Source organism: Nitrospira moscoviensis (assembly GCF_001273775.1).
In the GTDB taxonomy this organism is placed as follows: domain Bacteria; phylum Nitrospirota; class Nitrospiria; order Nitrospirales; family Nitrospiraceae; genus Nitrospira_D; species Nitrospira_D moscoviensis.
In genome coordinates this window covers 3,953,148-3,971,257 of the sequence record NZ_CP011801.1, presented here as the reverse complement: position 1 = coordinate 3,971,257, position 18,110 = coordinate 3,953,148, and the positions used below count along the sequence as shown (strand labels likewise).

The window sequence follows — 18,110 nt, the reverse complement described above, 5'->3', positions numbered from 1 at the left end:
ACTCAGTGGGAACAGCACGCATCTCCTGAATCGGAAGGTTTCCCGTCAAGACAGGCCTTGTAGGCGGCATAGGCCTTCAAGGCCCACTCTTCGCCCGGGCATCCTTGCATGGTCATGGCGACTTCGAGGAATTCGATCAATTCCTCTTGCGTGATACCTTTGTCAACCGCCATCTGCACATAGGCCTGAATGCAAGGTTCACATCGAACGGCGGTCGAGATGGCCATCGCGGTCAGCAGCTTGTATTTTCCAGCGACTGCCGCATCGCGATAGGCCTCCTGCCGCATGCGCAGTAGCCCGCCGGTAACTTTAGGACTCAGGCGACGAAGCTCTTCAAACTCGGAGATGTGGTCACCCTGGATTGGTCTGGCATCCGGCATCGTGATTGCTCCCTTGTTCGTTACGGTGTTTCTTGCACGCTGTCACTGTGCCCCAACGCTGTGCGCTGATCTGCCGCAGCTTCCTCTACCACAATTGTCCCGATCATCTGATGCCCCGGCAAATCACAGCGGTACTCGAATGTGCCGACCACGGTCGGCACAAAGTGAATTTCCTCTCTGCCTCCCGATGGAATCAGCACCCGCTCCAGTCCCTTTTCCCCAAACTGAGGGGCTCCATTCCCTTCCACATGGAGTGGCACACCCTCCAGAAAGCGCGTCGGCACAAAGGCATGCAGTTCGACATCCTGGTTGTGGAAGATCAGTCCCACATGCCGTCCCACAGGTACCGAGACCGGCGAGGGATGGAACTGCCTGGCTTTGATGGTGATGTTCACGCGGATCGCCTGGGTGTCGGCTTCAGGCTCTGAGGCCCGAACCAAGGCTTGGCCACCGTGATGCCACAGCACCGCGAGGGAAAGTGCGGCGAGTGTGCTCGCAAGAGACCTCTGGCACCACATGATCGCGCCTACGTTGGAGCCTTTGGTCAGCGGAGACACTACTTGAACAAGTTCCCGAACCAATTCCACCCCCTACCCTGTTCGCCGGCCTTGGCCGTGAGTGTGCCGTTCGGAATCACGCTGGCCCGATACGAGGAAAGAATATTACCCGCGCTCGCGACCGCTTGGACCAACTGCTCGTTGCTCACTCGACCGCGTTCGATCTCGACGATGACTCCTCCACGGGCATAGCTCACCTCTGCTCGGTTCACGCCCGGCACCGCGAGCAACGCACGGCGAATGTCCTTTTCGCAACTGGCACAGGTCCAACCCTCGATCTTGAGTGTGATGACCTCTCCGGTCGGGCTCGCAGGCGTTGACTCCTGTGAAGGAGCGGCGCCTTCCACGGTTCCGCCCCAGATCATGCTACCAATCAAAACCCAGCTGACGAGAAATATGGTCGTCTTCATTGGATTCACTTCTTTCCCTGTTGTAACGTTCTGCCTACTCATGATCCTGTCGCAAACTCCAGCCAATAGGGCGCGAGCACCAAGGCCACTGCGAGGCCCGCGATGATCCAGAGCAGTACTCGATTCGAACGAACACCTGACGCCGGCACACAGGCCTGACAAGATGCCTCACCGACCGTCGGCTTTCGGTAGGCCACATAGAAACCGACGCCCAGGAAGACCGTGGTCAGTCCAATGAACAGCGGTCGATAGGGCAACAGCGCTTTGAGGACCCCAGCCGTGTTGGCCAACAACCCGGTGGCCCCCACACCCACTCCCAGGGCGGCAAAGACGACCGGCCCGATGCAGCAGATCGACGCGAAGAAGGCGGCCAGCAACCCCCCGGCTGTGCTGGCCGTCATTGCGGCTTTTGCCGTCTCAGGTGGAGGCGCCGCTGTGCGGGCGGACGACACCACGCCAGGGTGCGGCCTCAGGAGATCCTCAAAGATCCCTTTGCCCAGGTAGAGAGCTTCCGCCACACTCAGCACATGACCCTCCTCCTGTGGTCGTACCTCCCGCCAGGCGGCCGCATGCGCCGGTGAACAGAAGAAATCTAGGGTGGGGCAGAGCGACGTCGCCGCGTGCCCGCTGTACGCGGTTCCAACCCAGACCACCGTTTCAGCCGGAGTGCAGGACTCGACGCTCCGGTCCCGCACTTTGACGGCCACCGGCGTCGCGCAATACGCACAAGACGACTCGATCGACACATCTCGGTCCATCATGAACGGGATGCCTAGCGCATCGACGGCACAGAGGGCGTAGATCGGCTTCTCCGAAGGCCGGTCCAGAAACTGCACAAGATGTTTTGTCGGAATCGTGGAGAAGGGGTACGCGAGACGGATCTCACAAGAGTCGGAGTCCAGGTAGAGCAGATCCAGTTCATGCAATCGCTCCAGGATCGCTCGCACGTCACCCGGCCCCTTCAAACCAAGCGCTGTTGCGATCTCCTGACAGCCGGGCGCACGCCCCAGCAAGGGATACTGCGTGAGGATGTACTGCCTGACCGCTTCTTCTCGCGGGCTGAGCCCAGCTCGACGAAGCCTCCATCCCAGCATGGACTCGGTCCTGCTGAGGAGTCGCGTGACCGTTTCGGTCGCGAGCGGTTCAATAGACCCGATCCGGTCCAGCGTCTTGACAGATGGCCGCATCCTCGATCTCCTTTCTTCTGGAACGTGCGAAGTCCTGATCGCTCCCTTTGCGCTCGGCAGCCGCCCGCTTCTCCGTTCGGATAACCTCCCCCAAACAGCACCGTCCTGACGGATTCTCCACCTCGCAGCGGCAATGTCCCGCCTTGACATCGGCTCGAATGCGGGTTGAGGCCGAGGACCGTCCGGTCTGCTGAATTTCTTTGTGGATCATGCGCTCCGTCACGTGAAAGCAATAACAGACCAGAACCGGATCCTCCGTTTCCTTGAGCCCCACCCGCACGCGGACGTGGCGCTTCTCGAAGGCAGTTCCGTCCGCGGCGTGGTACACGACCGGGCAGCTCGGAGTCTCACAGAACGCATACTGGCCGCCCTTCACCTGACTCAGCGACTCGGGTTTGAGCAAGGCATCAATGGTGGTCCGATCGACCGGCTGGCCTTCACGACCGCATTGGTGACACAGCAATCGATCTTCTTGTCTCTTTGGCTCCCCGAGGGGCTTGCAGCAGTCAGTCATCCGGTTCCCCTTGTCTCTGAAACTCATGGCTTCCGACTCTCGGATTGATGGGACGTGCAGCAGGCACCACTCGTGTCTTGCTGCTGGCGGGTCCCTGCATACACGGCAAGACTCAGGAACAGGGCCAGGGCGGGAAGGAGCAGGAAGTCCAGATAGCCGGTGAAGGCCCCAAGCCCAACCACTCCCAACAGCACCACTAAGATCGGTGTCAAGCAACACAGGGCGACGAGGCCGGAGCCGATCAATCCTGTCCACAGCAGTCGCTTACGCCGGTTCTCTTCCATCGCGTCCCCCTTTCATGACTGACTGATCCCGGCAGCGATCAGGCGATCAGCGGTGATCGGTTCTCGCCGGCAGCAGTCCAGCAGTGTGCCATTCACCGCAACCGCCGGAACAGCCGTGACACCGTAGCGGGCGGCCTTCTCTCGGCATTCATTCGTCACACAGCCTTCCCGGAAGATCATAGACTTGCACCTCGCAACTGGGGCAGGCCAGGGATGTGACCAGTCTGACCGCGTCCTGACAGAGCGGGCAGCCCGCGGTAAACACGTCAACGCGTCGTTTTTCGGTTGTCATTGGTGACCCTCCTTTCTGTTTTCTCCAAACTCTGCAAAATCGGACAACGATCCGTCGGCTGCCCGGCCCGGCAGTCTCGAATCAGGCTCCGAAGCGCCCGGGCAAGCGCTTGCAGATCCCGCACTTTCGCCTCCACGTGTTTCAACTTGGCCTCGGCTTTTCGTTGAACATCACCACAGCGGGTCTTCGAGCTGACCTGAAGATCAAGCAGTTCTTCGATCTCATGGAGCGTGAAGCCCAGGGCTTGGGCATTCTTGATGAACCGGAGCCGCCGTTCCTCGTCTTCGCCATAGATCCGGTATCCCGACGGTCGGCGCGCAGACGGACCGAGCAGCCTGCGCCGTTCGTAATACCGCACTGTCTGGACATTGACCCCGACCGCTTTCGCGAGTTGCCCGATGGTGCACCCAACTGTCATCTTCTGACCTCCGATGAGACTCTACACCCTGTACCATGGTACTGAGTCAAGAGGGCCAGCATTCTTTTGTCTTCATTCTTTATGCTGTACGCATTCGACTGAATAAGCGCCCTTCTCTACTGCTTTGACGACCAAGAGCCCAGGTGTGTCGTCACTGTAAGCCAGCTTACAGAACCTTCGTCCTCCTCGCTGTATTCTTCTCCTCTGACGCATCCATCTTGGTGCGCGGCTGGAGATTGAAGGCGAATTGGTCAGTTTAATACACAGACATATCTCCATATGTTCATGACTTAGCGGGGGAGCCATGCCAGGAGAGAACATTACCCAGACCGTCAGCGATCGATACGCCCGGGCGGCCAGCTCGGGAGAGCAAATGTGTTGCCCGACCAGCTATGACATGAGCCATCTCAAGACCTTCATCCCGGAGGAGGTCCTCAAGATTTCCTATGGCTGTGGTACGCCTGCTGGGCTGAAGACGGTGCGTGCCGGGGAAACCGTTCTGGATATCGGATCGGGTGGCGGGATCGACTGTTTCGAGGCGTCGCGCCTTGTCGGCCCGACCGGCCGCGTGATCGGCATCGACATGACCGATACGATGCTGGAGATCGCGCGCAGGAACGCCGTGATCGTGGCCGGCAATCTCGGCTATGCCGCTTCCAATGTCGAGTTCCTCAAAGGCATGGCCGACGCCATGCCGGTGGAAGACGGCACGGCCGACTTGATCATCTCCAACTGCGTGATCAATCTGGCCCCCGACAAGCGCAAAGTCTTCTGTGAAATGTTCCGTGTCGCGAAGGCGGGCGGACGGTTTACTATTTCGGACATCGTCGCGGATCAGCCCGTATCTCAGTATCTGGTTCATGATGCGGAGAAATGGGGCGATTGCCTGTCTGGCGCCCTCACACTCACCGACTATATGGCTTGCATGACGGGGGCAGGGTTTCTCGGCATCCATCTGATCAAGTCGTCCCCCTGGCAGCGGATCGACGGTATTCACTTCTTCTCGGTGACGTTGACCGGCTACAAACTCCCGGCCAATGCACCGGCATTAAGCCCACGCTATGCCACGCTCCGCGGCCCCTTCAGCCGCGTAGTGGATGAACGAGGCACCAGTTACCGGCGCGGAGTCCCTCAAACACTCACACCGGACTCGGCCCTCGTGCTGAGCCAACCGCCGTTTGCCCCATTGTTTATCTTGTCACAAGAGCCTGTGACGCTCGACCAGACGGATCTGAGATGGGTGGCGGTACTTCCCGAACAAACCCCCTGTGTGTGGACGGGTGATTTTGCGCACTTGGCCGGACCGTTCCTGGAAGCGCACGACGATGACCACCATATCTACCGCCGGGGCGAACCGTTGGAGATCTGCTCCAAGACACGTGGCGTATTAGAAACTGACGGCTACGCGCCTCATTTTGCGATCATCAATCGCGCGGGCCAGATGGTCAGCGGTGAGGTCGTGAATTGTTCCCCTAATGGAGCCTGCTGTTGATGAAGCGTGCTTCGATAGGCGACATCCTGACCACGGGCCAATGCGCCGCGGTGCTGAAAGCGTTGGCGGATAAGACCCGACTGCGTCTTCTGGAGTCCCTGCTGGTCGAAGAGAAATGCGTGACGGAGCTTGTGCGAGAATTGCGCTGCCCGCAGCCGCACATCTCCCATCATCTTCGCATTCTTCGCGATGCCGGGTTAGTCGAAGGACTCCGGGAGGGCAAGCAGGTCTGCTATCGCATCGCTCCAACCGTCAAACGGGCGTTAGCGAATCGGCAAGGGCAGGCCCTGAATTTTGGGTGTTGCGAGGTGCGATTCCCTGAAACTGTTTTGACCGCGGTGACGCATGCACGCTGAGGTGGCTTGGCTCGTGAGAGCGACTGTTGTGTGTGTGAGGAGCCCGACATGCCGCTGACCCTGCTGGGGGGACATCATCCGCTGGCCTCCGCATCTGAACAGCTCAAGCTGCTCGCGGGCTCGAACGGCTATTCGTCGTTTGCGACCCGACTCGATCAAGCCGGCCTCTTCCCGCTTCGAGCGACCGGGATGACGGTGTTTCAGATCAACGTGGGGAAGCTCTGCAACCAGACCTGCAAGCACTGTCATGTGGACGCAGGCCCGGATCGGACCGAACGGATGTCGCGAGAAACAGCAGAGCTGTGCATGCAGGCGCTCGCCACAACCGACATTCCCACGGTCGATCTCACGGGGGGCGCACCGGAACTGAATCCCAATTTCCGATGGTTGGTCGAACAAGCTCGCGGACTCGGCCGGCATGTGATGGATCGCTGTAATTTGTCCGTGCTCCTGATCCCCTCACAGGCAGACTTGGCCGAGTTTCTGGCGATGCATCGGGTTGAAATCATTGCCTCACTGCCTTCCTATCGCGCCAGCCAGACCGATGCGCAGCGGGGCGACGGCATTTTCGAGAAGTCGATCGAGGCGCTACGCCTGTTGAACGGGTTGGGATATGGCCGCTCCGACAGCGGCCTGCTCTTGAATCTCGTGCACAATCCGGTCGGCGCCTTTCTCCCACCCAAGCAAGAGGCCATCGAAGCGCAGTTTCGGAAAGAACTCCGGGGTCGCCATGGCGTCGAGTTCACCCATCTCTATACGATCACCAACATGCCCGTGAGCCGATATCTCGAGTTTCTCGTGGAGAGTGGCAACTACCAGCAGTATATGGAGCGGTTGGCCAACGCCTTCAATCCTGCAGCGGCCGCCGGCGTGATGTGCCGGTCGATGATTTCCATCGGGTGGGATGGCACGCTCTATGACTGCGACTTCAATCAGATGCTCGAACTGCCGGTAGATCCCGGGTTGCCCTCCCATATTCGTGACTTTGATCCAGTAAAACTGAATCAACGCCAGATTGTCACACTCAACCATTGCTACGGCTGCACGGCAGGCGCGGGTTCTTCCTGTGGCGGGGCGGTCGCTGGAACAGCATCGAGAAGATAGGACGAATCCATGGATGTCTCGATCGTCGCTTTCGTGCTGCTGCTGGCATTGGCGTTTGCCAACGGAGCGAATGATGTCTCCAAGGCCATCGCCACCCTTGTTGGAAGCGGGGTGACGGGGTATCGCACGGCCATTCTCTGGGGGACAGCATGGACGGTCCTTGGTGCTGTTCTCTCAGGAGTGATCGCCACGGCAATGGTCAAGACCTTCAGTCAAGGATTGCTGGTACCTGGCGTCTCTGCTTCGCCCAATCTCGTTGTGGCCGTGCTCGTTGGCGCCATGCTCTGGGTCCTCGTCGCTTCGTGGACCGGACTGCCCGTTTCGACCACTCATGCGCTGACTGGGGCGATCGTCGGGGCGGGCCTCATCGCATTTGGGAGAGAGGGACTGCTCTGGGAGGGGATTGGAAAGAAAATTGTTCTGCCGCTCATTCTGAGCCCTCTCTTGGCGTTGGCGCTCTCTCTCGTGCTGCATCCACTCACGCGAAGGCTGGTGGCTCGTTGGGAAGGAACTTGCCTGTGTGTGATGCCGACGGCTCGGGCACTGGTCATGCTCGATGGACAGGGGGCGACGCGGACGCTTTTTCAAACTACGACTCTGGGGCGACCTGTGATGGCTGTCCCTGCTCAGTGTGACCGGGCTGGACTGAACGGGCTCACGGTTGGATTGGACAGCATCCATTGGTGCTCGAGCGGGTTAGCCTCCTTGGCGCGCGGGACGAATGACGCGCCCAAGATTGCCGCGATGTTATTGCTCGGGAGCGCCATTGCATCATGGCCCAGCGTCGCAGCGCAGAGTGCCGCGATCATCGGCGTCGCAGTGGCCATGGGGCTCGGCAGCTACCTCGGAGGACTCCGCGTTACGAAAGTGCTGGCTGAAAAGGTCACTCAGATGAATCACAGCGAAGGATTGTCTGCAAATCTCACAACCTCGTCTCTCGTGTTCGTCTCGGCATTGATGGGACTGCCTGTCTCAACGACGCACGTCAGCAGCTCGGCCATTATCGGAATCGGGTTGTTGAAAGGCGTGAGCGCCGTACGTTGGACAACCGTCCGGGACATGGTCCTTGCCTGGGTGGTGACACTGCCTGCTGCCGCATTCCTCTCAGCACTCGCCTACCTCCTGCTCGCCCTGATTGTGTAAGCAGGCTTACAGTCTTCTCCCGATGTGACCTGGTAGTTACAGCGGCGTTCAGCCGTTGGTCGTTCTCATACATGGACTCATGCAGATATCTCTACTATTTGCTGGAGGAGTGAATGGCAAGACACTCGTTTGTGTTTCATGAGCAGCCGCGAGGAAAGACGTTCACCCGGTCCAGGATAATAGGTCGCGTGGTCTGCTTACTCTGGATCACGCTTGGGTTGGGGGTATCAGGACCAGCCAAGGCGCTTGCTTTCGATTGGGTTCCGACCGATCAAGAAATTCAGAAATACCGCCAAAGCTGGAATCCGCTTTCGAACGGGCCGATTTTCATCAGTGGTGTCGATGTCCATCCTCAAGGGCAGTTTACGGTTCATCCATTCATCTTCTCTCAAATCAGTGAAAAGCAGTTCGGCAATGATCTGACGACGAACAGCACGCCGTCACCCGTCCATTCGTATCAAATCGCCCCGGTTGTGACGATGGCGTATGGCCTGACGAATCACTTGGAGCTCAACGTCGGTCTCTCCGGCTCATTCTGGTGGGCCAATTCCAGTGCGCAGTTCAATCAGGGGAAAGGGGGACCGTGGACGACTGACTCAGGGGTTGGTGATACCCAGATTTATCTCAAATACCGCCCGATTGTGCAGGATCCCGATGGCTGGCGCCCGTCGATTACGACCTTCAATATGATCGTGCTCCCGACCAGCAAATGGGCCGGAACGGAGAGCCCTCCGGGCGGGTTTGCCCCACTCGGTCGTCTCCCGTCTTCACGATTCGGTTCGCTCACGTGGACGGAGGGCATTTTGGCTCGCAAGAATCTCGCCCCCTTTCGCATCAGCGCCGGCGTGTTTTATTCATACCATTTACCGGGGAGTCAGTCCGGAGAGACCACCTATCCGAGCGACATCATCAACACCCGTCTGATCATCGAGCATATTCTCGATGAGAAGCGAGGCTTTGGGTATAACCTCGAACTCGTTGGCTTTCATGGGCTGACGTGGCGCGCAGATGGTCATCAGGTCACGACCGGAGGGAGGAATGGATTTAATACGTTCGGTGTCCAACCAACCCTTCAGTATCGCTTAGGCGATCACTGGGTCGGTGCTGCGGGGGTGCTGTTTACCGTTGCCGGACAGAATACTCAGGAAGCCATCTTCCCCAACTTCTCCATTTATTACTATTGGGGGAAAAATGGAACAGTAATTATGCGGTAAGGTTGCAAGACTATGCAGACGGTTGTCCCTATTGTCTCTTTATAGTTTAGTATCTACCTCAAGCCGCCGTTACGTTTCAGCGGCAGTTATGTATAGGTTTGGTTGCATAACAAGTGTCAAGATAGCTGCCAGTGAAGAGGCTAGTATTCTTGCATGGTGAAAAAACATCGCGCGAAGCTGTGGTTTCGCATGCGAAGGCAGCTCACGGATGTTGCCGTGTCTGCTTCTTCGGGAGAGTAAAGTAAAGTCGTCGTGTTCTAGCCCTCTCAAGCCAGCCAAGGCCCAGATAAGGTTAGATAGGCTAGGACATGAGTATGCGAGTTATCGGGGCGGGAAGGAAAGGTAAGAGGGAAACGATTCATTGGAGCAAACTTAGTTTACGACTTTATTCCCAAAAATCTATAACTTCGCTAGCAAGAGCCAGAGGTCAGTTTACGACTTTGCTGAGTCTGGACACTTGCAGTAATTAGCAAAATCATGCACTTGTGAATGCCGTAGTTTACGGATTTATTACCTGAATATACCCGACCCTCCTGACGCCGCACGACAGCACATTGACAGGGCAGCCAGCACGAGTCTGACTGCCCCTTCCTTCAGCTCAATCCCCGAGAGCAGAGTCGCAGTGAGGCCGTCGCCGAGGCGACGGGCCTCACTGCGCTCGGCTCAGCTGAGCTTGACGGGCACGTGCTGTTTGATCGCCTGCAAGATGGGTTCGACATCCTCGGCGCTGTAGTAATGTTTCCGGATGCCTTCCTCAAGCACGGAGACGGCTTCCTGCGCCAGCTCCCGCGCCATCGTCTCGTTCTGCGTCGCCTGCGCTTTGGCCGCTCGATTGAGCAGGTGCAGGATCGACGCCTGTGGCGCGCGGGGGTCGTTGGCGAAGACATAGCGGTATTCTTTCTTGAAGAGTTCCTTCTCGATCTTGGCCACCCAATCCGATGCAAACATGTCGGCTCCCGAAATCCACGCCGCCGCCTGCGCGGGTGTGGGGGTAAACGCAATCCCGCCCAACAGCAGGGACAGCGCGATCAGCAACACAGTCATTCGTGACGAGTTCATGATGTCCCTCCTTTGGTTGAAGGTTGACGTGGCTGCTTGCGCGGTGCAAGCAAGGTCTGCGGGCTGGTAAATAATCCTGCCCGATGCGGAGTCAAGGGGGCCGGCGGGCCGGCTGATCCGATGGACGAGGCGATCGGGTTTGGGTAGGTCTAGGACTCTCCGGTTTCGTTCCAACTCAGTCTCATCGTGTAGAGATAGTGATAAAGGCCCTGGCGCTCGAGCAGCCGGGCATGGCTGCCTTCTTCGACCAGCCGGCCCTTGTCCAGGACCAAAATGCGATCGGCGCGTTGAATGGTCGAGAGCCGATGGGCCACGACGAAGGTCGTGCGGCCTTTCATCAGCCGCTCGAGCGCGTCCTGCACCAGCCGCTCGGATTCGGTGTCCAGGGAGGAAGTCGCTTCGTCCAGCAGCAGCACCCTCGGATTCTTCAGGATCGCCCGCGCGATCGCGATGCGCTGGCGCTGGCCGCCCGAGAGGTTGACGCCCTTTTCCCCCACCATCGTGTGATAGCCGTCAGGGAAGCCGGTGATGAACTCATGGGCGTGGGCGGCGCGGCTCGCGTCCTGAACGGCGGCTTCGTCGGCGTGGGGGGTGCCGTATCGGATGTTGTCGAGAATGGTCCCGCCGAACAGCACCGTTTCTTGCGGCACGAGCGCGACTTGCCGATACCAGCTCTCGACGGTCACGTCCCGCAGATCCTGCCCGTCGACCGTGATACGTCCCGCGGTCGGATCGTAAAAGCGATGCAACAGGTTGATCACGGTCGTCTTGCCGGCGCCGGTCGGTCCGACCAGGGCGACCAGCTCGCCGGGCTTCGCTTCAAACGAAAGATTCGCGAGCACCGGACTGCGCGGATCGTAGCTGAACCCGACGGCTTCGGCGCGCAGGTGGCCGGCGATGTCGGTGAGGGGCCGGGCGCCGGGCCGGTCTTGGATGTCCGGTTGCGCGTCGAGAATGTCGAAGACCCGCGCCGTCGCGCCCTCCGCTTCTTTGATCTGGGCGAAGACCCGCGCTGCGGAGCTGAACGGGCCGATCAGGATGCCGGCGAACAGGACGAACGCGAAGAGGTCGCCGGGTGTGACCAGGCCTTCGATGACTTGGCGGCCGCCGTACCAGAGCACGGCCGCGGCTGCGGAAAAGGTCAACAGACTGATGACGGGAATGAACACCGCCATGATGGCGGCCCGCCGCAGCGTGAGGACGAGCGTGCGCTGGACCTGCGCCGCAAAGCGGTCGGTTTCCCGCTGCGTCTGCACGAAGGATTTCACGATGCGGATACCGGAAATCACTTCCTCGACGAGGGTGGTCATCGCGGCCGTGTGGTCCTGGATGGACGTGGAGAGCGCTTTCAGCCGGCGGCCGAAGAACTTCGCCACCAGCACCAGCAGTGGCAGCAAGACGAGAATGAGCAAACAGAGCCGCCAATTCATGGCGAGCAGAAAGGCGATGCCCCCGACGAAGGTGACGAGCTGCTTGGCGCCGTCGATGGGCGTTTCGGTGACGACGGATTGGATGATCGTCACGTCGTTCATCAGCCGCGAGAGCAACTCGCCGGTGCGGCGGCGAGCGAAGAAGCCGACGGACAGCGTCTGCAAGTGCCCGAAGAGGTGCCGCCTGAAATCGGCCACGATGCGTTGCGACACCCACGCCGTCAGATAACTGTGGCCCATCGAGCAGAAGCCCTGCACCACCACCAGTCCGAGGAACAGCCCGATCAGCCGCGTCATGCCGGCCGCGTCGTGCTGTACCGTAATGACGTCCCATAGGCTGCCGGCCAGCCGGAGCAGTGCCAGATTGATGGCCGCCACCGCCATGACGAGAAGGCCCGCGGCGACCATGCGGGGCAGATACGGTCGGAGAAAAGGAAGGAAGCGTCTAAATACGAGCATGGCGGCTGGACGACGTGTCTATCGGCGATCGGGAAACACGCGGGCGTGGAGAGACAAGCGTGAAGGCGGCAACCACTACAGTTGCACGATGGATTCGATCAGATTCTTGTTAATCGCCACGAAATCCGACCGGTCCTTGTCGTTGATCACGACGTCGGTCAGGCTGATGAACAAGCGGGCTTCCTCGTTGATCGCGTCGGACACACGATTCCGCATCGGAGGAATGAGAAAGTCGCCCACGTAGGTGCAGCTCACCGTCCGGACGCGGATGCGAACCTTCTTGCCCTCTGGCACCATCTCCTCCTCCCGCAACGCGGGCTGAGTTTAGCTTTTGCGGCGAAGGAATTTTTGACGCCGGCGCAACTTCTTATACTTGTGCTTGCGCATTTTCTTCCGGCGTTTTTTCAACACACTCGACATGCGTCTCGTCTCCTGGGGGCGGGAGTCTAGAAGCTTTCGGCGCAAAATGCAAGGTCGCGCGCGAGCATCCCCTCGCCGTGGTCGTGCGCAGGGCCGCGGACGACCGCTGTGATATACTGCGCGACCATGCCGGCGCGGACTTTTCTTCGATCGTGGTCACCGACGACCTGGGTGCCTGTTCTGCTCCTCGCCCTGGCGCTGGCCGCCTGTTCCTCGAAGACCGTGCAGTATCCCGAAGACCACGAGCGCATGCGCCGCATCGATCAGGCCGTGGAGACCCTGCGGGACGCCTATCAGCGCAAGGACCGCTCCGGCTTTGAGGCGTTGATGCTGCCGCTCGATCAGCTGGAGCTGCTGCAACGGGAGGCGGAGGCGGACTTCGACGCCTTTCATTCCATTGCGGTGGACTTCAAGATCGAGCGCATCATGATCGAAGGCGACGACATCGACGTCTATGTGCATTGGCAGGGCACGTGGAAAAAAGATCCCGACGATAGCGGCATCCGTCAGCGCGGGCACGCGCGCCTGCAGTGGGTCGGCACGCATTCGATTCTCCTGCGCGGCGTGCAGGGCGACCTGCCTTTCGGGATGAAAACGAGACAAACGTTCACCGGCCCGTCCCCGACCCGGCCGGCCGCCCCGTGACCATGGCCGCAACCGGACGACCATTGCCTATCGCGCCGCCGGCGGATTTTCTCGTGATCGGCAGCGGAGTGGCCGGGTTGCGCGCCGCGCTGGAGCTCAGCCGGGAGGGGCGCGTCGTCATGCTGACGAAAGGCCACCCGCTGCAGAGCAGTTCCATCTATGCTCAAGGCGGCGTCGCGGTGGCGTTGAGTGAAGAAGATGACGTCGCGATTCATCTGACCGACACGGTGAAGGCCGGCCATGGATTGTGCCGGCGCGAAGCGGTGCGCGTGCTGGTGGAGGAGGGGCCGGACCGGATTCAGGAGCTCATCCGTTGGGGCGCCAAGTTCGACAAGGCCGGCGGAAAATTCGCGTTTGCGCGTGAAGCCGCGCACAGCCGGAGCCGCATCCTCCGCGCGCGGGGCGACGCCACCGGTAATGAAATGGTCCGCGTGCTCATGGCCCAAGCGGCTCGGCACAAGCGCATTCAGCGGCTCGATTACCATTTTACCGTCGATCTCATCGTGGAAGAGGGCCGGTGCTGCGGCGCCGTGGTGCTGAACGAACATACCGGCGCGCAGTTCGTGTTGCCGGCCAAGGCGGTCGTCTTATCCACCGGAGGGGCCGGTCAAATCTATGCCCGCACGACGAATCCTCCCAACGCCACGGGCGACGGGATGGCGATGGCCTTCCGGGCCGGCGCGCAGCTCCAAGACATGGAGTTCGTCCAGTTCCATCCCACCGCGCTGTTTCTGCCCTCGAGTCCGCCGTTTCTCTTGTCGGAAGCCATGCGGGGCGAGGGAGGGCAGCTGCGCAACAGCAAGGGTGAGCTCTTCATGCACCGCTACCACCCGATGGGAGCCTTGGCGCCCCGCGACATCGTGGCCCGCGCCATCTGGGCGGAAATGGCCGCCACGCGCGCCCGCCACGTCTATCTGGACGTGACCCATCTTGGCGCCGACTTCGTGAAGCGGCGCTTCCCCACCATCTACGCCACGTGCCTCCGCTACGACATCGACATCACGGAAGAGTGGATACCCGTCTCGCCCAGCGCCCATTACATGATGGGGGGAGTCTGGACCGACATCAACGGAGCCACGACGCTGCCAGGGCTCTTTGCCGCGGGCGAAGTGGCCTGCAGCGGGGTGCACGGCGCGAACCGGCTGGCCAGCAACTCCCTGTTGGAAGGGTTGGTCTTCGGGATGCGGGCCGGGCTGTCAGCGATTTGGTGGGCGTCGAGCCGGACGGTCCCGGACCTGTCCCGCCACGCCGAGGCGCTGCGGCGGTGCCGCTGGGAACCGCTGGAAGATGCCGAAAAACTGCGCAGCTCGCTCCGCCGGACCATGTGGGGCCAGGTGGGCGTCATCCGGTCTCGCGACTCCCTCATTCGCGCCACGGCCCAGTTGTCGCGATGGATGAGGCTGGTGTGCCGGCCCTTCGCGACGCGCGCGGATCTGGAAGCCAAGAACATGGTGCAGGTCGCCTATTGCGTCGCGGAAGCGGCCTTGTGGCGGGAGAACAGCGTAGGGGCCCATTTCCGGTCCGACTTTCCGCAGAGCCGCGGAGCCGGATGGAAGCGGCACAGTCAACTGTCGGTGAAGGATCTGGTCACGGAGCGGAAGCGGCCGGCGCCGCGGGGGTTGGTGATTGCGCTGCCGGCTCCGAAGACGCGATCACGCGGCCCGGTGCCGCCGCGTCGCGGATGAGAAACGTGCGGTAATACCGGAGCACCTTCCGGACGTATTGGCGGGTTTCGTCGATCGGCGGGAGCGTGCGATAACGATCCACGACATGCTCGCCGGCATTGTAGGCCGCGAGCGCCAGCGGCAGGTTTCCCCGGAATCGGTCCAAGAGCTGCCGCAGATATTTCGTCCCTCCGCCGATGTTGTCCTCGGGATCGTACAGGTCCCGCACGTCCATCCGGACCGCGGTGTGCGGCATCAATTGCATCAACCCCACCGCTCCCGCCCGCGAGACGGCCATGGGATCGAAATCCGACTCCGCCTTGATGACGGCGCGGATCAGCGCCGGATGCAGCCGATGCTGGCGGGAATACCGGCTGATCACCGGCTCCAACTCCCGCTCCGAGATCATGGGATGCAATCGATTCGGATGCACGTCAAGCCGGCGATAGCGACTGTCCGACGGCACGTTGGTCAGTGAGATCGTCCCGTTGGCATCCACATATTGATAGATTTCGGCGCCGGCGTCGGGTGCGCCTGTCACGGCGAGCCCAGCGGTCAGGACCGAAAGGATGGCGATGACAGCGGACATCGGTTTTTTCATGGTCACACGATAGCAGTCTGAGCCTGTGTGTCAAGGAAATGCAGGTCCTATGCCCTTGAGCCGACTAAAAAGCCGTGAAAAGCCGGTAGGAGATGAAGGTGCCGCGCGCCGCTATTCCAAAAAACGGCCGCGATGCAAAGCAAAGAGCGCCCGAAGCCGCTGTGTGACCGGCCCCGGTGTGCCGGAGCCGATGGCTTTCCGATCGATCGAGACAGCCGGCATGATTTCCATGCTGGTATTGGTGAGAAAGCATTCGTCGGCCTGGGACAAGTCGGCCGCAGTGAAGCGGCCTTCCTCCACCGGGATGCCCTCGTCCCGAGCCAATTGCATCACGATCTCCCGCGTGATGCCGTCCAAAATCCCGCAGGCTACGGACGGAGTGCGCAGCCGGCCGCTTGTCACGAAAAACAGATTGCTGATCGTGCATTCGGTCACGTGACCTTCCCAGTTCAACAGGACGCTGTCGAAGACTCTGGCGGCGATCGCTTCGCGTTTGGCGAGGATGTTGTTCAGGAAATTCGTCGCTTTGATGTGAGGCGACAAGGCGCTCGGTAAATTGCGCCGCGTCTGCGCGATGACGAGGGCGACACCCTGTTCGTACAGAGCCGGCGCCGGCGGGACGAGCGGTTTCGTCATGATGACGACGGTGGGCGTGGGGCAGAGGGCCGGATCGAGGCCGATCTGCCCCGCGCCCCGTGTAATGGTGATCCTCAGATAGGCGTCCCGCCGGTCGTCCCCCACGTCGTTCCGCGTCATGGCATCGTGCAACAGGTCCGGCCAACTCTTCCGCGGAATCGGAATCGCCAACCCGATGGCCTCGGCCGAGCGATACAGCCGCGTGATGTGCTGGTCGCGCATGAAGATGCGGGCGCCGTACGAGCGGATCGTTTCGTAGACGCCGTCTCCATAGAGGAAGCCGTGATCGAAGACGGAGACGAGCGCCTGCTCTTCAGGGACAAACCGGTCGTTCAGATAGATCCACATCGACGTGATGGTCCTCAGGAAAAGGCGCTGAAGAACGCCTGCGCCTTGTACAACGTTTCTTCATACTCGCGCGCGGGGTCGGAATCCGCCACGATCCCGGCGCCGACCTGGAGATAGGCCCGGCCCTGGCGGATCACCAGCGTGCGGATCAGGATGTTGAAGTCCAGATCGCCGCTCCAACTGATGTAGCCCATCGAGCCGGTATAGGGCCCGCGGCGGACCGGTTCCAGCTCGTCGATGACGGCCATACAACGAATTTTCGGCACTCCCGTAATCGTACCCCCGGGGAAGACGGCTTGGAGCAGATCGAAGCCGCCGGCTCCCGCTCGGAGTCGTCCGGTCACGTTCGAAACCAGATGGGTCACGTGCGAGTACTGTTCGAGCGCCATGAATTCATCGACGCGCACCGACCCCGCGTCACAGACGCGGCCGAGGTCGTTCCGTTCGAGATCGACCAGCATGACGTGTTCGGCCCGCTCCTTTTCGTTGCGGCGCAGCTCGTCGGCGAGCTGGCGGTCCTCCGCGTCGGTCCGGCCGCGGGGCCGCGTGCCGGCTATCGGCCTGGTCTCTGCCTGCCGCCCGCTGAGCCGCACGAGCCGCTCCGGCGACGAGCTGACGAAGCGTGTCTCCTCGAAGCGCAGCAACCCGGAGAACGGCGACGGGTTCATCGCATGCACGCGATCGTAAGCCAGGAGATCCGCTTCCCACGCCTCGCGCCCGCTGAACCAGGAGCCAGGGACGGTAAATCGATGTGAGAGGTTGGCCTGATAGATATCGCCGGCGGCAATATACTCCTGGCAGCGGCCGACCCGCTCCATGTATTCGGACCGCGTTTGTTCCGGCACGAATTCCAGTCGGCCCGGCAGATCGGTCGGCAGCGCGGCCGCTCGATCGTGGGAGAGCCGGGCCTCCAACGCGGCCAGACGGTCGCAGCCTTCCCGATAGAGTTTTTCGCGCGGCTCGCCGAGGAACCGCTCAAGCGGGGGGCAGAACATCAGAACGAGCCGCTTGGCCTCATGGTCGACGGCGGCAACGAGATCGAAGAAGCCCAATTCAAGGTCCGCCGTGCCCAGGTCGTCGATGCTGACGGCGGGCACGTCTTCGAACTGGCGCACCAGATCGTAACTGAGATAGCCGACCGCGCCTCCGAAGAAAGGGGGCGCGTCCGAAGGACGGCGGATCGAGGCTGCGCCGGCCAGCTCGGCCGCCCGCTGGAACGCCCCTTGGCCGGATTGTTTCCGCCCGTCGGCGGTCCGCAGCTCCCACGTCGCCTCCTTGCCGCGCAAGGTCTGATAGGGCTCGGCGCCGAAGAAGGAGTAGCGCCCGATGTGGGACGGACCTTTTCCGCTTTCAAACAGAAAGGAAGGAACGCCGGGCGAAGCCATTCTCGCGAACAGTCGGAGCGGGCTGACCGGCGGGGCCGGCAGCGACACCATCAACGGAGACGGGGGCCCCTGAAGAAAGGCGGAGGCGGTTGGCTTGGTCATGCGCGGCTCT

General features: G+C 60.9%; 21 protein-coding genes. 7 read left to right on the top strand and 14 right to left on the bottom strand.

Annotated elements, in window-relative coordinates; translation table 11 throughout:
- Window positions 1-2 precede the first annotated feature (2 nt).
- The 7 genes from NITMOv2_RS19330 to NITMOv2_RS19300 all read right to left on the bottom strand — a co-directional run bounded on the left by NITMOv2_RS19330 (window position 3) and on the right by NITMOv2_RS19300 (window position 4,042).
- Window positions 3-380, bottom strand: coding sequence for a carboxymuconolactone decarboxylase family protein (locus NITMOv2_RS19330; protein WP_083448214.1), 378 nt, complete (start codon window positions 378-380; stop codon window positions 3-5).
- A 20-nt stretch (window positions 381-400) separates the two neighbouring features.
- A complete protein-coding gene (locus tag NITMOv2_RS19325; protein ID WP_145976435.1) occupies window positions 401-898 on the bottom strand; it encodes a cupredoxin domain-containing protein in 498 nt (165 codons plus the stop codon).
- A gap of 38 nt (window positions 899-936) precedes the next feature.
- Complete coding sequence (locus NITMOv2_RS19320) at window positions 937-1,347, bottom strand: heavy-metal-associated domain-containing protein (RefSeq protein WP_053381418.1); 411 nt, start codon at window positions 1,345-1,347, stop codon at window positions 937-939.
- A gap of 38 nt (window positions 1,348-1,385) precedes the next feature.
- Window positions 1,386-2,534: a mercuric transporter MerT family protein gene (locus tag NITMOv2_RS19315; protein ID WP_053381417.1), complete on the bottom strand. Its 1,149-nt coding sequence runs from the start codon at window positions 2,532-2,534 to the stop codon at window positions 1,386-1,388.
- A complete protein-coding gene (locus NITMOv2_RS24110; protein WP_053381416.1) occupies window positions 2,491-3,048 on the bottom strand; it encodes a putative iron-sulfur cluster-binding metallochaperone in 558 nt (185 codons plus the stop codon). The genes NITMOv2_RS19315 and NITMOv2_RS24110 overlap by 44 nt, the downstream gene beginning before the upstream one ends.
- Window positions 3,049-3,071: 23 nt before the next feature.
- Window positions 3,072-3,332: a mercury resistance system transport protein MerF gene (merF, locus tag NITMOv2_RS19305; protein ID WP_053381415.1), complete on the bottom strand. Its 261-nt coding sequence runs from the start codon at window positions 3,330-3,332 to the stop codon at window positions 3,072-3,074.
- A 266-nt stretch (window positions 3,333-3,598) separates the two neighbouring features.
- Complete coding sequence (locus tag NITMOv2_RS19300; RefSeq protein WP_053381414.1) at window positions 3,599-4,042, bottom strand: heavy metal-responsive transcriptional regulator; 444 nt, start codon at window positions 4,040-4,042, stop codon at window positions 3,599-3,601.
- 304 nt (window positions 4,043-4,346) lie between these two features.
- Here NITMOv2_RS19300 and NITMOv2_RS19295 point away from each other — a divergent pair, with 304 nt between their 5' ends.
- The 5 genes from NITMOv2_RS19295 to NITMOv2_RS19275 all read left to right on the top strand — a co-directional run bounded on the left by NITMOv2_RS19295 (window position 4,347) and on the right by NITMOv2_RS19275 (window position 9,351).
- A complete protein-coding gene (locus NITMOv2_RS19295) occupies window positions 4,347-5,534 on the top strand; it encodes a methyltransferase domain-containing protein (protein ID WP_083448211.1) in 1,188 nt (395 codons plus the stop codon).
- A complete protein-coding gene (locus NITMOv2_RS19290) occupies window positions 5,534-5,890 on the top strand; it encodes an ArsR/SmtB family transcription factor (protein WP_053381412.1) in 357 nt (118 codons plus the stop codon). The genes NITMOv2_RS19295 and NITMOv2_RS19290 overlap by 1 nt, the downstream gene beginning before the upstream one ends.
- Window positions 5,891-5,938: 48 nt before the next feature.
- Window positions 5,939-6,994, top strand: a complete 1,056-nt coding sequence (gene arsS / locus NITMOv2_RS19285) for an arsenosugar biosynthesis radical SAM (seleno)protein ArsS (RefSeq protein ID WP_053381411.1) — start codon at window positions 5,939-5,941, stop codon at window positions 6,992-6,994.
- A 9-nt stretch (window positions 6,995-7,003) separates the two neighbouring features.
- Window positions 7,004-8,137: an inorganic phosphate transporter gene (locus tag NITMOv2_RS19280; RefSeq protein ID WP_053381410.1), complete on the top strand. Its 1,134-nt coding sequence runs from the start codon at window positions 7,004-7,006 to the stop codon at window positions 8,135-8,137.
- 188 nt (window positions 8,138-8,325) lie between these two features.
- On the top strand, window positions 8,326-9,351 hold the full coding sequence (locus tag NITMOv2_RS19275; protein WP_145976434.1) for a hypothetical protein: 1,026 nt from the start codon (window positions 8,326-8,328) through the stop codon (window positions 9,349-9,351).
- Window positions 9,352-10,014: 663 nt separating this feature from the next.
- Here the strand turns inward: NITMOv2_RS19275 and NITMOv2_RS19270 are convergent.
- From NITMOv2_RS19270 to NITMOv2_RS25190, 4 genes are all read right to left on the bottom strand, one after another.
- On the bottom strand, window positions 10,015-10,410 hold the full coding sequence (locus NITMOv2_RS19270; RefSeq protein ID WP_145976433.1) for a hypothetical protein: 396 nt from the start codon (window positions 10,408-10,410) through the stop codon (window positions 10,015-10,017).
- A 149-nt stretch (window positions 10,411-10,559) separates the two neighbouring features.
- Window positions 10,560-12,299, bottom strand: coding sequence for an ABC transporter ATP-binding protein (locus NITMOv2_RS19265; RefSeq protein ID WP_053381407.1), 1,740 nt, complete (start codon window positions 12,297-12,299; stop codon window positions 10,560-10,562).
- A gap of 75 nt (window positions 12,300-12,374) precedes the next feature.
- Window positions 12,375-12,596, bottom strand: a complete 222-nt coding sequence (locus NITMOv2_RS19260) for a DUF6812 domain-containing protein (protein ID WP_053381406.1) — start codon at window positions 12,594-12,596, stop codon at window positions 12,375-12,377.
- 27 nt (window positions 12,597-12,623) lie between these two features.
- The gene (locus tag NITMOv2_RS25190) at window positions 12,624-12,719 is read right to left on the bottom strand and encodes an AURKAIP1/COX24 domain-containing protein (protein WP_083448210.1); all 96 of its coding nucleotides are present in this window, start codon (window positions 12,717-12,719) and stop codon (window positions 12,624-12,626) included.
- A gap of 171 nt (window positions 12,720-12,890) precedes the next feature.
- On the opposite strand from NITMOv2_RS25190, the gene NITMOv2_RS19255 reads away from it, so the two are divergent.
- Window positions 12,891-13,364 (top strand): hypothetical protein, encoded by a 474-nt coding sequence (locus NITMOv2_RS19255; RefSeq protein ID WP_145976432.1) that lies wholly within the window; start codon window positions 12,891-12,893, stop codon window positions 13,362-13,364.
- A 2-nt stretch (window positions 13,365-13,366) separates the two neighbouring features.
- Complete coding sequence (gene nadB / locus NITMOv2_RS19250) at window positions 13,367-15,049, top strand: L-aspartate oxidase (protein WP_083448209.1); 1,683 nt, start codon at window positions 13,367-13,369, stop codon at window positions 15,047-15,049.
- Here nadB and NITMOv2_RS19245 read toward each other — a convergent pair.
- From NITMOv2_RS19245 to NITMOv2_RS19235, 3 genes are all read right to left on the bottom strand, one after another.
- Window positions 14,952-15,629 carry a lytic transglycosylase domain-containing protein gene (locus tag NITMOv2_RS19245; RefSeq protein WP_238590396.1) on the bottom strand — a complete coding sequence of 226 codons (678 nt, stop codon included), beginning with the start codon at window positions 15,627-15,629 and terminating at the stop codon, window positions 14,952-14,954. The two genes, nadB and NITMOv2_RS19245, sit on opposite strands and share 98 nt — an antisense overlap.
- A gap of 111 nt (window positions 15,630-15,740) precedes the next feature.
- Window positions 15,741-16,613 carry an aminotransferase class IV gene (locus NITMOv2_RS19240; RefSeq protein ID WP_053381404.1) on the bottom strand — a complete coding sequence of 291 codons (873 nt, stop codon included), beginning with the start codon at window positions 16,611-16,613 and terminating at the stop codon, window positions 15,741-15,743.
- Window positions 16,614-16,627: 14 nt separating this feature from the next.
- Complete coding sequence (locus NITMOv2_RS19235) at window positions 16,628-18,100, bottom strand: anthranilate synthase component I family protein (RefSeq protein WP_053381403.1); 1,473 nt, start codon at window positions 18,098-18,100, stop codon at window positions 16,628-16,630.
- Window positions 18,101-18,110: the final 10 nt, after the last annotated feature.

Coding starts and splice junctions, on each gene's coding strand:
- NITMOv2_RS24110 (WP_053381416.1), bottom strand. CDS start 3,048: ATGACTGACTGCTGCAAGCCCCTCGGGGAGCCAAAGAGACAAGAAGAT.
- NITMOv2_RS19240 (WP_053381404.1), bottom strand. CDS start 16,613: ATGTGGATCTATCTGAACGACCGGTTTGTCCCTGAAGAGCAGGCGCTC.
- NITMOv2_RS19265 (WP_053381407.1), bottom strand. CDS start 12,299: ATGCTCGTATTTAGACGCTTCCTTCCTTTTCTCCGACCGTATCTGCCC.
- NITMOv2_RS19270 (WP_145976433.1), bottom strand. CDS start 10,410: ATGAACTCGTCACGAATGACTGTGTTGCTGATCGCGCTGTCCCTGCTG.
- NITMOv2_RS19325 (WP_145976435.1), bottom strand. CDS start 898: ATGTGGTGCCAGAGGTCTCTTGCGAGCACACTCGCCGCACTTTCCCTC.
- NITMOv2_RS19295 (WP_083448211.1), top strand. CDS start 4,347: ATGCCAGGAGAGAACATTACCCAGACCGTCAGCGATCGATACGCCCGG.
- NITMOv2_RS19245 (WP_238590396.1), bottom strand. CDS start 15,629: ATGAAAAAACCGATGTCCGCTGTCATCGCCATCCTTTCGGTCCTGACC.
- NITMOv2_RS19315 (WP_053381417.1), bottom strand. CDS start 2,534: ATGCGGCCATCTGTCAAGACGCTGGACCGGATCGGGTCTATTGAACCG.
- NITMOv2_RS19300 (WP_053381414.1), bottom strand. CDS start 4,042: ATGACAGTTGGGTGCACCATCGGGCAACTCGCGAAAGCGGTCGGGGTC.
- NITMOv2_RS19320 (WP_053381418.1), bottom strand. CDS start 1,347: ATGAAGACGACCATATTTCTCGTCAGCTGGGTTTTGATTGGTAGCATG.
- nadB (WP_083448209.1), top strand. CDS start 13,367: ATGGCCGCAACCGGACGACCATTGCCTATCGCGCCGCCGGCGGATTTT.
- merF (WP_053381415.1), bottom strand. CDS start 3,332: ATGGAAGAGAACCGGCGTAAGCGACTGCTGTGGACAGGATTGATCGGC.
- NITMOv2_RS19280 (WP_053381410.1), top strand. CDS start 7,004: ATGGATGTCTCGATCGTCGCTTTCGTGCTGCTGCTGGCATTGGCGTTT.
- NITMOv2_RS19290 (WP_053381412.1), top strand. CDS start 5,534: ATGAAGCGTGCTTCGATAGGCGACATCCTGACCACGGGCCAATGCGCC.
- arsS (WP_053381411.1), top strand. CDS start 5,939: ATGCCGCTGACCCTGCTGGGGGGACATCATCCGCTGGCCTCCGCATCT.
- NITMOv2_RS19260 (WP_053381406.1), bottom strand. CDS start 12,596: ATGGTGCCAGAGGGCAAGAAGGTTCGCATCCGCGTCCGGACGGTGAGC.
- NITMOv2_RS19235 (WP_053381403.1), bottom strand. CDS start 18,100: ATGACCAAGCCAACCGCCTCCGCCTTTCTTCAGGGGCCCCCGTCTCCG.
- NITMOv2_RS19330 (WP_083448214.1), bottom strand. CDS start 380: ATGCCGGATGCCAGACCAATCCAGGGTGACCACATCTCCGAGTTTGAA.
- NITMOv2_RS25190 (WP_083448210.1), bottom strand. CDS start 12,719: ATGTCGAGTGTGTTGAAAAAACGCCGGAAGAAAATGCGCAAGCACAAG.